Consider the following 13,843-nt stretch of genomic DNA (forward strand, 5'->3'; position numbering starts at 1 on the left):
AAAATGCTGAAATTGTTTATCCTCTCAATGAAAACTGTATAATTTAACAACCGGGGCGGAGGTGACTCAAATGAACGTACAACTACTGGTTGAATCCCTAATTCAAGTTAGCCTGTCTCTCAAAGCCGGCGAGCAATTAGCGATCGCAGGAAAAAGATTAAAAAATCTCCCTTGCCCTTTGACTCAGAAACTCGTGCAGCTTGCCCAGAAGGGCAGCTATTTTAATTTTGTGACTGACGAACTAGAGATTTATACTCTCGAATACCGAGAAGCAATTGCCTGATACTCAAAAACAGGAGATTGAGAGAAATTTTAAATGTGTGAACAATAAAAATGTCTGAATCATTAACAAAAGGAGGCACGATCGCAGCGATCGCCACTGCCATAGTTCCCCAACAAGGCAGCGTCGGCATTGTGCGAGTTTCCGGTTCCGCAGCCTTAAAAATTGCCGAAACTCTGTTTTGCGCCCCTGGACGGCAAATTTGGGAGTCTCACCGCATTCTTTACGGCCACATCCGCCGCCCCAAAAATCAAGAATTAGTCGATGAAGCTTTGCTGCTAATCATGAAAGCCCCGCGTTCTTTTACTCGCGAAGATGTAGTGGAATTTCACTGTCACGGCGGTATTATGGCTGTACAGCAAGTCTTGCAGTTGTGTTTGGAAAATGGGGCGAGATTGGCCGGGCCGGGAGAGTTTTCGCTGCGGGCTTTTTTGAACGGGAGGCTTGATTTAACTCAAGCTGAAAGTATCTCGGATTTGGTGGGAGCAAAATCGCCCGCTGCTGCACAAAGTGCTTTGGCCGGTTTGCAGGGAAAATTAGCGCAGCCAATTCGCAAATTGAGAACAACTTGTTTGGACGTGCTGGCAGAAATTGAGGCGAGAATTGATTTTGAGGAAGATTTGCCGCCCTTAGATGAAGCTAAAACATCTTTGGAAATAAATCATATTTTGCAGGAATTGTCAACAATTTTAGCGACGGCCGATCGTGGAGAATTGTTGAGAACTGGTTTGAAAGTAGCGATTGTTGGGCGGCCGAATGTGGGAAAATCGAGTTTGTTGAATGCGTGGAGCCGGAGCGATCGCGCGATCGTCACGGATTTGCCAGGTACGACGCGGGATGTGGTTGAATCGCAGCTAGTTGTGGGCGGCATTCCGGTGCAGGTGCTCGATACTGCGGGAATTCGAGAAACCGAAGACAAGGTAGAAAAAATTGGCGTTGAGCGATCGCGCGCTGCAGCAAAACAAGCCGACTTAGTGTTGTTGACAATTGACGCGGAATCTGGCTGGACAGAGGAAGATTCGGAAATTTACGAACAAGTAAAGCACCGCCAGCTAATTATAATTATCAACAAAATCGACCTAGTAAACACCATCCCCGAACTACCTTTTTCCTCTGAAATTCACCGTATAGTTACCACAGCCGCCGCCCTCGATCGAGGCATAGAAGACTTAGAAACAGCAATCTTAGATGCTGTCAGCGGGGAAAATTTGGAAGCAGCAAACTCAGACTTAGCAATCAACCAGCGGCAAGCAGCGGCGTTAACCAGAGCTAAAATTTCTCTGGAACAATGTACAGATACTATTAGCAACAAATTGCCTTTAGATTTTTGGACAATAGATTTGCGCGGTGCAATTCAAGCATTGGGGGAAGTTACGGGTGAAGAAGTGACAGAATCAGTGCTCGACAGAATATTTAGCCGATTTTGCATTGGGAAATAGTAATAGGAAAAGAGTAAATTAAATAGGTAAGCTGTCTCGCATTTAAGTTGTATTTTTAGGGCGGGCGGGACGCCCACCGCACAAGAATTTTACTCTTTGTGGAACACCGAATTTCACTCTTTGTGGAACAGGCATCTTGCCTGTTCTTGAGAATGGTGTAAGATGTTAATTTCATCAAGCTTGACTGTAAAATTTAGATTCGCCTGGGCTTAGTGAAGCAATACTACTGACAAATAACAACTAACTTATTGTCACGATCGAGGTCTGCCCAAAGTTGTAATATAAAGCACAGCTTCACTCGCAGGAATACCGAGAACGTCATTGACGCGATCGTCAAAAAAGCCCCCGATACCGCTGACACCCAAACGCAGTTGCATAGCTGCTAAATTCAACCGCTGACCCAAATGACCAGCGTCCATGTGCAAATAGCGGTAAACTCGATCGCCATATTTTGCTACAGCCCTGTTCAAATCCGCCGTGTGAAACAACAGCGCCCCCGCATCTCTGCCCAAGTCTTGCCCCAAACACAAAAAATGCAGTTCCCGGCGGAAATTTTTAAACCGAATTTGCCGCAATTCTTGAGCTTTCGGAGCGTAATAGTAACAACCTTCTTCTAACCCATTTACTCCCGAAACAGCAATAAAAGTCTCGATCAAACTTAGATCGAAATAGTCTGGATAACCGTCTAATCCTTGGTCAATATAGTGCTGGGGCTGGTAAGTAAAATCTAGCATAGCTAGCAGTTCGCCCAAGCTCAAAGAAGCACCTGTATAAGCACGGGTAGAACGCCTTTTGAGCATAGTGTTTTCTAAAGTTTCCAGGTTCACTCCCCAAGGAATCGAAGGAGTGACCGTCGAAACTTTAGTACAAAATGGAAAGTTGTATTTATCCTCTAATTCCCCTTCACTTTCATCAAGTTTCCAGCCATCCGCTCCGGTAGGGTCTGATTCTAAATGCGTGGCTTGGTGGAGGTATTTTAACAGTTGACCTTCGGAAATTTTCGGGTAATCTGTGGTGGTGTTTCCGGGCAAAGCGGTTTTAAATTTAGGCAAGTTTTGGTCAATATCTAGCAAGTCGGCTAAAGCAACTATACAAATCGCTCCTTCTTGCTCCGAGTCGATGTACAGTAATTCATTGACAGCTTCGTCGGCGAATCCTCCAATCAGGTGAGGTCGGTAATCGTTGACGGCGCAAGCTAACTCGATATTGCTCAATAAATGGCCAGTGTCTAGAAAAATTCGCCGATAAGCTCGGTCTTCGTAACGCCAAGAAGAACGGAAAAAAACAGTGGTAATGGCGATCGCCAATTGGGTATTTTCTAGCGCTGGCGACTGGAAACAAGCTGCTTGCAATGTCGGCCAAACTTGACTGTCCCAAAAATGAACAAGTGAATGAGTTCTGCACTGATAGTTGTAGAGTCCGGCCGGCAACTGGGTAGTGCCACGGGAGATTAAATAAACCTCTGCTGGGTAGAGTCCACCCGCCGACGGTGCAGATCGCAAATATAGGTAGCTGTCGTCTACCGTCTGCACTTTCGCCGTCAACCCGTAGCTGCACACCAACAAGCTAGATAACCGATGCCACCAAGCGGCATCGGGATCGGCATCGGCATCCTCCGAGGGGTCTTTTAGATAAGGCTTGAGGTCAAAATACGCTCCAATTTTATATTCTTTGAAAGGAACAGGTTGCTCTGTCCAATCTAGCTGTTTACTTTTAGCAGCAATGGTTTCAGGGTCGTATTTTGTCCGTTCGTGGTAGTGCTGAGCAATGGAGAGAGGAAGTTCTGGCATATTTCAGTAGAGGATTGACTTTGGTTTCTTGATCGATCTTGACATTACTAACCGCTTACTGGTCGAGCAAGGCAGAAATTTACAAATATAAAAAAAATCTTAGAAAAAATGAGATCGTTGTTACACAAGCTTAACATAAAATAATGCCTAAGTATAAATACACAAATTAATACCCATTAATTACTGTTATGGATTGGCTGCAGTAGCTGTCGTCATGAGGAATAAAAATGCAAAAGCTAAGCGCTGAGGAATTGCTTGCTCAGTATGCTGAGGGCCAGCGAAACTTTAACGCCGTTGACTTAAGTGAAGATAATTTGTTTCAAGCAGATTTGACAGAAATAAATCTTTCTGGTAGCGTTCTGAGGCGAGCTTATTTGCCCTACGGAAATTTGACTCAAGCCAATCTTTATAAAACTGATTTGCAAGATGCTGAATTGGGCGACATTCAACTTTATCAAGCTAACTTGTCGCAAGCAACTTTATCAAGAGCAAACTTATCAAGAGCAAATTTGCGTCACGCCAATTTGCGAGGTGCTAATTTGCAGAAAGCTAATTTGCAAGGTGCGGATTTGTACAATGCAGATTTGACGAATGCCGATTTGAGATATGCGGATTTGAGCCGAGCTAATTTGGAGAAAGCAAAGTTAAGCAAAGCTCAATTAGCGGGCTGCAACTTATTTCGATCACGCTTGGTTGATTTGTCGGAAGCGGAGTGCGATCGCACTACTATCGGGCCCGAAGGCTATTGATGATTTGCAGCGGTGCGGGCGATCGGCTTAATTAGTCGTGAAGCGTAGCTATCCCGTAGGGAATCGCCATTTTTAAAATTTCTTAACATTTCTCGACATGGGGGAAAATGTGAGTTACAGTCGTAGAGAACTTATCGCTCCCCAACATTGACAATAAATAACATATTTTTCCAGCGGAAAACAGGCTAAAATTTATGAATTCTCCTGACAACAAATCCCGAGAACTCCGGCGCAAAGAACAAGAACTGCGGAAGCGAGAACAAGAAATTCGGCTGCGCGAACTAGAAGCCGAAATCGACCGCTCCGTGCCCGAACATCTAACAAGCAAGTACCAAGAACCAGACAGCCAAGTTAACGGCAAACTCAAACAGTGGCGCAGAAAAATTATAGCAGCAGCTCAATTTACAGGCATTGTCATTGCTGTTATCGTTGCAGTTCGCATAGCATCTTGGCTGGCAACTGCGCTGATAGTGGGAGGCATTGCTTGGATCGCTTACAAAATGTTTATTGAAGAAGACAGAAGTTGAAAAGCTCAAGCAGGAAAGTATCAGGAAATACCCATGAACCTTAAAGTAGAAACTAGCAACTTTCTCAACGATTTAGAGCGAGTAGCCGCCGTCCGCCGAGAAATTGCCACTCGCCTCAGCAACATCGCAACAGCCATCAACCAATCAGAATTAGTAGGAGGAGAAGCATCGGGAAAACTAGGTTTAGAAACCGACAACGCCGACATTGATGTCGCCAGTAAAAACTTGCGCCAAGGAGTCTTTCGGCTGCTAGTGCTAGGTGACATGAAACGTGGTAAAAGCACTTTTCTCAATGCGTTAATCGGCGAAAACTTACTGCCCAGCGATGTAAATCCCTGTACAGCTTTGCTGACGATTTTGCGCTATGGTTCAGAAAAAAAAGTTACCGTTTATTTCAATGACGGCAAAAGCCCAAAACAGCTAGATTTTAAAAGTTTTAAACAGAACTACACAATTGACCCCGCTGAGGCAAAACGCCTAGAAGAAGAAAAGAAACCAGCATTTCCAGATATCGACTGCGCCGTAGTAGAATATCCCTTACCTTTGCTAGAAAAAGGCATAGAAATAGTAGACAGTCCCGGACTGAACGATACAGAAGCCCGCAATGAATTATCTCTCGGTTACATCAACAACTGCCACGCTATTTTGTTTGTGCTCAGGGCAACTCAGCCTTGCACAATGGGTGAAAGACGCTATCTAGAAAATTACATCAAAAATCGCGGATTGAGCATTTTCTTTTTGATTAATGCTTGGGATCAGGTGCGGGAAAGTTTGATTGACCCGGACGATCCTGAAGAATTAGCAGAAGCAGAAGGGAAACTGCGGCGAGTTTTTCAAGCTAATTTGGCTGAATATTGTTTAACGGAAGGACACGATATTTACGACGAGCGAGTGTTTGCAATTACCTCAATTAAGGCACTCAGGTTGCGGATGAAAAACCCGGATGCGGATTTGGCAGGAACTGGTTTTCCCGAGTTTATGGCGGCACTGAATACGTTTTTAACCCAGGAAAGGGCGATTTCGGAATTGCGTCCGGCGAGAACTTTGGCGCGTCAAATTTCTGCTCGTGTCCGCGAAGCTGTTGGGCGCAGATTACCATTACTCGATCGCGATGTCAATGAATTGAAGGAAAAGATTAATTCAGTTGAGCCGGAGTTTAAAAAGCTGACTCAGATTCGCGATGAGTTTCAACAAGAAATTATCGAAGTTAGAGATAGTAAATCGCGGGCGATCGCAGATTCTTTCCGCGCCTACGTTCTTAACTTAGAAAACACCTTTGAAACAGATTTCTTACGGTATCAACCTGAACTGAGGTTTCTGGATTTCTTCAGCCAAGGCAAGCGAGAAGCCTTTGAAGCATCGCTCAAACGAGCATTTGAGCAGTACATCAACGACAAACTCGCAGCTTGGACTCTAACTGCTGAACAAGAAATGAATTCAGCATTTTCGCAACTCTCACAAAGTGCGGCAAATTACGGAGCATCTTACACGAAAGTGACTGAAAAAATTACCGAAAAACTGACCGGGCAAAAAATACCAGCAGCCGTCAGCAACTCAAACGAAGATAACTCGCCAGCTTGGGCAAAATGGGCGATGGGATTGTTCTCGTTAACGACCGGAAATCTGGCGGGCGTAGCAATGGCAGGAGCGGGTTTTGATTGGAAAAATATCCTGCTCAACTTAATCACTGTGTTGAGCGTCAGTACGATTCTTGCTAGTTTGACGGGGATTGTTTTGGGGCCGCTATACTTGGCTTTGTTGGGAATGGGTGTGGGAGTTTTGCAAGCAGACGGAGCTCATAAACAGTTGGTGAAAGCCGCGAAAAAAGAGCTGGTGAAATATCTGCCGCAGGTGGCTCAAGAGCAGTGGCAGCCGATTCACGATGCTGTGAAAGAGTGTTTTGATGTTTACGGACGAGAAGTGGGCGATCGCATGAATGCGGATATTAATTCTCGGAAAGCTGAGTTAGATAATTTGCTCGAACAAAAGGAATCTCGCGAGATTAATTGTCAGGCTGAATCGCAGCGGTTGAAAAAATTAGAGGCTGATGTTTCTGTCGAGTCGCAGAGTATTGAATCGCTATATCAAGCTTTCCTAGCATCCGCTTGAAATAAAACAACAATATGCAACTACCCGAAATTTATCAAGACCTAACCGACTATCTCAAATCAGCCCTCGGTATTCTCGAACTTGACAAAAACTCCCAACTGTATCGAGATACCACCTCAATCTGCGACTATCTCGCCAAACCAACTTTTCAAATTGCTGTCTTTGGCCCGTTTAATTACGGCAAGTCAACTTTGCTCAATGCCTTGCTGGGAAATCGTGCTTTGCCGATCGACTTAGTGCCCACTACAGGTGCTGCCATTTATGTCAACTACGGTGAGGAATTGCACGCAAAAATTACCCTGAAAGACGGCACGGAAGTTAGCGAACGGGGGACTGATGTTTTGAAACGCTACGCCATCCTTGACGACGCGAGACAAATGCGGGATGATGTGGCGGCCGTGAATGTTTACTGTCCCCATCCATTCCTGCAAACCGGTGTGGAATTGCTGGATTTGCCGGGAACCAATGACCGAGAAGAACAGGATAATTTGGTTCGAGATAAATTGCTAACGGCTGATTTGGTTGTGCAGGTTTTAGATGCTCGCAAATTGATGACTTTAGGCGAACGGGAGAACTTGAGAGATTGGTTGAGCGATCGCAACATGAACACTGTCGTCTTTGTCGCCAATTTTCTAAATCTACTCGAACTAGACGAACAAAAACAAGTTTACAATCGGTTGTTGTTTGTTGCCGAAAGTTTTCGATCCAATTTGCCGAACAATATCAGCAATATCTACCGCGTTGATGCTTTGCCGGCTTTGAGGGCTAGGCTAAAAGGAGATGTGGCGGCCGCCCAAACTACAGGAATTGCCAGCTTTGAATCGGCTTTGCAAAGTATTGTGGCAGCTCAACAGGAACAACTAGCAGTTAAGTTGCCTAGAATTGAAGCTATAGCTACTAAAATTTGCCAATCTCTCCGAGCCAAAGCTGAAACTGTCGCTGCAGAAATAGCCACAGCTCAAAAAAAGCATAAAGACAAGATTGAAATTAAACAAAAAGCCGAAAAACTGATATCAAAAGGCTTTCAAGCCAGCGTTTCCGATTTCGAGATTTGGCTTTACCAGCCCACACTTTTGCAGCGGTATCAATCGGAAATGGCGCTGTCGCTTCAGGAAGGAAGTTTTGATGCGTGGAAGCTAAAATTTCAGCGAGAGGTCTTACATCAGCAGCAAACCATCGCAGAATGGGTAAATAAAGCTTGCGAATTCTTTGAGAAAGAACAGCCGATCGCACTTTTGATTTCGTTTCCTCCATCCCCACAAGTCAGCTTACCGGAGCCGCCACCACCTCCACCTCAAAAGTCGATCGAGGGCGAAGTGGCTCCAGTGGCGATCGCCACAGGCTTAGGTTGGCTGTTGGGCGGGCCTGTGGGAGCCGCAGTAGTCGGCGGTGCTAGCTATATTTTGAATAAAAGAACTGGCAATGAAAAACCGGCTGAATCGTCAGAAGCTTATCTAAATCAAGTAACGGAAATTTGCAGCGAGGCTGCTAAAAAATATCTCGCTCGCTTCAGCACCGATACTTTTTCCATGCTGCAACACTACAAGGAAATCGCCGGAAAAGTTATCAGTTTTCAAGACAGCAAAGAGCCGCTACAGACAAATATTCAGCAATACCAGATCCAGTTAATCAATAATTTGTTAGAAAATATCGAATCCTGTCTTCAAATGACCAAATCTGTAATTAACGGCAAATGATCCGAACCGACATTGCGGCCAGTACGAATCTTTAAAACACCAATTTCTTTGCTGACTAGAAAGTGATCGATCGGAATATAAGCTAGCGGCATAAAAGTCGGCCAAGTTGGTAGAATGCCAAAACCCGATCGCGCATTTCGCAGGTTTCCGGTTTTTACCATATTTTTGTAGAATGGCGACCACATTGTGGTATTGAAATCCCCAACCACAATTAGTGGATTTTTTACTTGGGCTGCATACTCGCCGATGCCTGCTAGCTGTCGATTGCGCTCTACAAAACTCTGCTGTTTGATCGGCACAGTCGGATGAACAAGAATCAAAGAAATGATTTTACCTTGAAATTTTACATCTGCAAACAAGCTCTTTCTTCGCTTTGAAAAGGCTTTAATAGAAGCATTTTCTAAAGGCAGCTTGCTGTATATTGCACTGCCAAATCTCTCAGATTCTTGCAGGTTGGAAGAGTAAGGAAAAATCTCGCTTAAGACGGCTAACTCCTTCGCCCACACTGTGCTAACTTCCACAAAAACCGCGATATCGGGTTGCTCTGCTTTTACCAGCGAGATCACCTCAGAATATCGCCGGTTACTTGTTAAAACATTTGAATGAAAAATCCGCAAGTTGTGTGCGGGAGTTACTCCTGCAAATGCTGGCGCTGGAAAATACCAAGGAACAATTTCCGCCAAGTTAAGGATAATACAAAATGCGCTCACCAGCAACCATGTTTTTTTTGAGCGCACGAGAGCGAAGAATATAAAAATTGATAAGCCAGCCAACAAATATTGTAGTTTAAAATGAGAACTCAACTCAAAAAACAGGTTGAATTCTCCCAAGTAACCTGTTACTGACAATATTGCATTTACAATTGCTGCGAGTATAAACCCTTTTAAAATTACGTGCTTCAAGCTAATAATTTGGTTATTGCTGTGCAGTACCGTCCATTTCAGCTTAATTTTGAGGTCGTTGGTAATCGGCAATTTATCAATTTCTGTTACCAGTTGTTCTGGCTGTTCCAACACTCGCCGCTTTTGATACAATCTCACCAGCAAGCTATCTACTACAAAATAACTAGAATAATTGGCAACAAATCCTACAAATACCAACACACCTAAACCGATCAGCATACCAAAGGAACCGCCTACTTTCCTCAAAGCCGACCAAGTGGCTGCGTCACCTGTTTTACCTGTCGCTACTCTCGCTATTAATAGCATTAAAGTAGGCAATCCGATCGTGATTATGTTTCTGATGATAGAGTCCATTATACAATTTTAAATTTTAGATTTTAGATTTTAGATTGGGGATGAATGATGCAGTTTGTATAGTCAGCAATACAGACTGGTTGACTTAATAACGGCTGGAAAAAATAGAGAGACTCCTTAATTTTCATAAATTTCTAACGGTAAGTTATCGGGATCTCGGAAAAATGTAAATCGTTTTTCTGTAATCTCGTCCAGGCGAATTTCTTCTACTTCTACTTGTTGGGATTTTAAGTAAGCAACTGATGCTTCTATGTCCTCAACTGCAAAAGCTAAATGTCTCAAACCGCAAGCTTCAGGATTGTTAATTCTTTCAGGAGGATGGGGAAATGAAAAAAGCTCAATGGTGTCGCCGTTTCCGACTCGCAAATCTAGTTTGTAAGAATTCCTCTCGGTTCGGAAAGTTTCTTTGATAATTGAACATCCCAATACTTCTACATAAAATTTCTTCGATGCTTCATAATCCGAGCAAATAATCGCCACATGATGTATTGCTTTTATTTTCATCTTAAAAAAGTTAGTTAGTTGCATTTTTCTGAGATGTTGCACCATTCTCAATAAGCTTTTTATGAACAGGCTTTCCTGCCTGTTTCACAAGAAAATTCACTCTTTGTGGAACAGGCAAGATGCCTGTTCTTGAGAATGGTACAAGATGTGAGGTTTTTCCAACAGCACAGCACGCTACTGACAATTATATTTGACGATCGCAGACTCTGCGAGAAACCCTGCTAAATTCAGGGCGAGATCCCTTTATTTTCCCTCGCCCAAATCTTAATCGGAAAAAATTCTGCAAAAAAAGTACCCTACTTTGATAAAATGAGAGTTTTGCACTCAATCACCCAATTTGCATCTCAGGAGACAAGGATTATGGCCCGTATGTATTACGACACCGACGCGAACCTAGACCTCTTAGCCAACAAAACGATTGCTATCATCGGCTACGGTTCCCAAGGACACGCCCACGCCCTCAACCTCAAAGACAGTGGCATGAATGTCGTTGTCGGTTTGTATCCCGGTAGCAAATCTGCAGCCAAAGCAACCGACGCGGGTTTAACAGTTCACCCGGTAGACAAAGCAGCAGCCGCTGCTGACTTCATCATGATTTTATTACCCGATGAAGTTCAAAAAACTATTTACAAAGAACAAATCGAACCTAACCTTTCTGAAGGAAATGTTTTAGCATTTGCTCACGGTTTTAACATTCACTTCGGCCAAGTTGTTCCCCCTGCCAATGTAGACGTAGTAATGGTTGCCCCCAAAGGCCCCGGACACTTGGTGCGACGGACTTACGAACAAGGGGAAGGTGTTCCGAGTTTGTTTGCAGTATATCAAGATGCTTCCGGTCAAGCGCGCGATCGGGCAATGGCCTATGCTAAAGGTATTGGCGGCACCAGAGCTGGCATCCTAGAAACCACTTTCCGCGAAGAAACAGAAACGGATCTTTTTGGCGAACAAGTAGTTTTGTGCGGCGGCTTGAGCGCATTAATTAAAGCTGGATTTGAAACTTTAGTTGACGCCGGATATCAACCGGAATTAGCTTATTTTGAATGTTTGCACGAAGTTAAACTTATCGTTGACTTAGTAGTAGAAGGAGGCCTCGCCAAAATGCGCGACAGCATCTCCAATACCGCAGAATACGGCGATTTAACTCGTGGCCCCCGCATCGTCACGGATCAAACCCGCGCCGAAATGCGTAAAATTCTCAGCGAAATTCAATCCGGCCAATTTGCGCGCGAATTCGTTCTCGAAAACCAAGCCGGCAAACCGGGTTTTACCTCCATGCGCCGTCAGGAAGCAGAACATCCTATTGAAGAAGTTGGTAAAGATTTGCGAGCTATGTTTAGCTGGTTGAAAAAGCAGGCTTAATCAATTTTAGATTTTAGATTTTAGATTTTAGATGGGAGGACAAATCTAAAACAGTCCTGGACGCCTAACCTCTATTTGTAGGGTGTGCAATGCACACCTTACTGCTGTGAGGAAAATCTAAAATCTCAAGTTTAATCGATTTGAGATTGGAGGAAAAATCTAAAATCTACAATCTCAAATCCTTATGTTTGGTTGGGCTTCGCTTAACCCAACCTACACGAAAATGGCTAGGTATTGTTAGAGAACAAAGTTTCTAGTTAGTAAATCAAAACTAGCGACTTGGACTAGGGCTTTTTTCCAAGTTCTCAATCTCCTTCTCCCTTTGCTTGTTTGAATCTTTCGGCTTCACCCATGATGGCCACAACCCCACGAAGAACTTTCGACTTGCCACGCTAGTATCTCTTACAGGTTTGGGGAGAAAAGTTAAAGTGTCACCGTAAATGGTAAACAGGGCTATAAACAGCAGCAACAGCGGGATAAGATTTTTTTTAGGCATGGCAGTTTGGGAGTAGAGTTTATGGAAGCACTTTGTTATATTTTGCCCTTGCACGGACAAAATATATCAGAAACAGCTTAAGAAGAAAATACACTCGTGGGGGCTAAGGGGCGCCGCCTACACAAGGAAAAACTGCTAGTCGCAATATCATGTCCCCTCGAACTACCACTACAAACACCTTTATTATAGGTGTTAGAGCGGAACTCAGATTATTAGCTAATGACTAATAGTGGTAAGGTTCGCAGTGCGAACCCTACATAATTATGTTCTGGATCGAGAACTCTACAAAATACTATGGTTTTTTGCGCTTACCTACTTAATCACTAAGGACTAATGAATAATGACTACTTATTCTCTTGAAGAAAAGCTTGCACTACTGCATTAGTTTCAGGGGAGAATTCTGTTAACAGCCGCACCGGGAGTGCCGCTGTGGAAGCAAAGTGCGAGTATTCAGGCGTTAGGAAAACTGCATATTTGTCAGCTTCGGCAGTTAGTTGAGCGGCAGTTGCCAAACTTACAGCTTTAATATAATTGCGTATGCTAACAGCTTGGTCGCCGACAACTTCATCGCCGGTAATTACTGTGCTCGGCCGACGAACTTGGTTTAAAGTTGTACTCGGATCTTTAACGCTTAAGTGGGTTCCTCCTACAAAACCGACTAGCCATTTAGGAGATGGAATTTTCGGAAAGCCGGCAATTTGTTCGGCTAAGGCGGGAGTTGTTTTGTCGGCAGAAGATGCTACTATTAAGGTAGGAATTTGAATTCCACTTAAACCCGTTTCTCCAAATAGTAATGATGTGATCGGATTCATGGCGATCGCCCTTTTAATCCTCCCATCTCGCAATTGATACCGTTCTTCGGGCAATCCAGCCGCCGCGCACTGAATGCCTTCGCCTAAGCTGAACCCTATCAAATCCCCCTGACACCTTTGTTTGAGTCCGCTCAATTGCAGTTCGGCGCCGGCCAGGGACAAGGCTGTAGCGCCGCCGAAGGAATAGCCCATTATTACCGATCGGTCGATCGCGATTTTACCCTGCAAATTATCATCAGTTTGGTTCAATTTTGTCAGTTCGTCGAGTACAAAACTGATGTCTTTGGGACGGTCTAAAAACTCTTGAGGAGCTAGCAAGGGACACTTCCCCGCCATCGCAGCATTGGTATTTGTCTCGTTGCTGCCCGGATGTTCTAAAGCTGCTACCACATAGCCGTGAGACGCCAAATGCTCGGCTAAGTAGCGCAAATCCGTGCGGACGGAACCCAACCCGTGAGAAAAGACGATCGTCGGTTTGTCGGCCGTCGCCGCTTTCGACCAGTACACATCAACCGGAATAGGTCGATTGCGGGCAGTATCGTTCAAATCTAGCGCCCGTACCTGCACGACATTAGGGCCTGGCTGGGTGGGATCGAAAGGCAGGTTAAACGCGGGTTTAACCGCTGCTAACTGAGGTGCGATCGCCGCCATAAAGCGCTGAGTTTGCCAAAAACTTACGTTCATATTTCCCAAAACAGCGAAAGCTCGATCGAGATCCACCACCACCCGCGAGCTCGGATAAGATTCAATAAGTAGTCAAACAAAATTAATTACACAAACAACTAATATGATATAATAAAAAATATCAAGTTGTGTTCAAAGAAG

General features: G+C 44.3%; 11 protein-coding genes. 7 read left to right on the forward strand and 4 right to left on the reverse strand.

The features are described 5' to 3' along the window. Positions 1-70: 70 nt before the first annotated feature. Together QUA04_RS20560 and mnmE are read left to right on the forward strand one after the other, a co-directional pair. Complete coding sequence (locus QUA04_RS20560) at positions 71-283, forward strand: hypothetical protein (RefSeq protein WP_333259951.1); 213 nt, start codon at positions 71-73, stop codon at positions 281-283. Between the two features lie 50 nt (positions 284-333). After that, a complete protein-coding gene (gene mnmE / locus QUA04_RS20565) occupies positions 334-1,719 on the forward strand; it encodes a tRNA uridine-5-carboxymethylaminomethyl(34) synthesis GTPase MnmE (protein WP_333259954.1) in 1,386 nt (461 codons plus the stop codon). 251 nt (positions 1,720-1,970) lie between these two features. Here the strand turns inward: mnmE and QUA04_RS20570 are convergent, their stop codons facing one another. Continuing rightward, the gene (locus QUA04_RS20570) at positions 1,971-3,509 is read right to left on the reverse strand and encodes a SagB/ThcOx family dehydrogenase (RefSeq protein WP_333259957.1); all 1,539 of its coding nucleotides are present in this window, start codon (positions 3,507-3,509) and stop codon (positions 1,971-1,973) included. A 227-nt stretch (positions 3,510-3,736) separates the two neighbouring features. Here QUA04_RS20570 and QUA04_RS20575 point away from each other — a divergent pair, with 227 nt between their 5' ends. From QUA04_RS20575 to QUA04_RS20590, 4 genes are all read left to right on the forward strand, one after another. Further along, positions 3,737-4,258 carry a pentapeptide repeat-containing protein gene (locus tag QUA04_RS20575; protein WP_333259959.1) on the forward strand — a complete coding sequence of 174 codons (522 nt, stop codon included), beginning with the start codon at positions 3,737-3,739 and terminating at the stop codon, positions 4,256-4,258. A 194-nt stretch (positions 4,259-4,452) separates the two neighbouring features. Then, positions 4,453-4,785, forward strand: coding sequence for a hypothetical protein (locus QUA04_RS20580; protein ID WP_333259961.1), 333 nt, complete (start codon positions 4,453-4,455; stop codon positions 4,783-4,785). A gap of 33 nt (positions 4,786-4,818) precedes the next feature. Continuing rightward, complete coding sequence (locus QUA04_RS20585; protein WP_333259964.1) at positions 4,819-6,894, forward strand: dynamin family protein; 2,076 nt, start codon at positions 4,819-4,821, stop codon at positions 6,892-6,894. A 14-nt stretch (positions 6,895-6,908) separates the two neighbouring features. Next, entirely contained in the window at positions 6,909-8,591 is a 1,683-nt protein-coding gene (locus QUA04_RS20590) for a dynamin family protein (RefSeq protein ID WP_333259967.1), read from the forward strand. Here QUA04_RS20590 and QUA04_RS20595 read toward each other — a convergent pair. Both QUA04_RS20595 and gloA2 read right to left on the reverse strand, forming a co-directional pair. After that, complete coding sequence (locus tag QUA04_RS20595) at positions 8,558-9,847, reverse strand: endonuclease/exonuclease/phosphatase family protein (RefSeq protein ID WP_333259970.1); 1,290 nt, start codon at positions 9,845-9,847, stop codon at positions 8,558-8,560. The genes QUA04_RS20590 and QUA04_RS20595 overlap by 34 nt on opposite strands. A gap of 117 nt (positions 9,848-9,964) precedes the next feature. Then, positions 9,965-10,351, reverse strand: a complete 387-nt coding sequence (gene gloA2, locus QUA04_RS20600; RefSeq protein ID WP_333259973.1) for an SMU1112c/YaeR family gloxylase I-like metalloprotein — start codon at positions 10,349-10,351, stop codon at positions 9,965-9,967. Between the two features lie 309 nt (positions 10,352-10,660). On the opposite strand from gloA2, the gene ilvC reads away from it, so the two are divergent. Then, positions 10,661-11,710 carry a ketol-acid reductoisomerase gene (ilvC, locus tag QUA04_RS20605; RefSeq protein ID WP_333259976.1) on the forward strand — a complete coding sequence of 350 codons (1,050 nt, stop codon included), beginning with the start codon at positions 10,661-10,663 and terminating at the stop codon, positions 11,708-11,710. An 840-nt stretch (positions 11,711-12,550) separates the two neighbouring features. On the opposite strand, the gene QUA04_RS20610 is transcribed toward ilvC, so the two are convergent. Then, positions 12,551-13,702, reverse strand: a complete 1,152-nt coding sequence (locus QUA04_RS20610) for an alpha/beta hydrolase (RefSeq protein ID WP_333259979.1) — start codon at positions 13,700-13,702, stop codon at positions 12,551-12,553. Positions 13,703-13,843 lie beyond the last annotated feature (141 nt).

Source organism: Microcoleus sp. S13_C5 (genome assembly GCF_036700845.1).
GTDB lineage: Bacteria > Cyanobacteriota > Cyanobacteriia > Cyanobacteriales > Microcoleaceae > Microcoleus.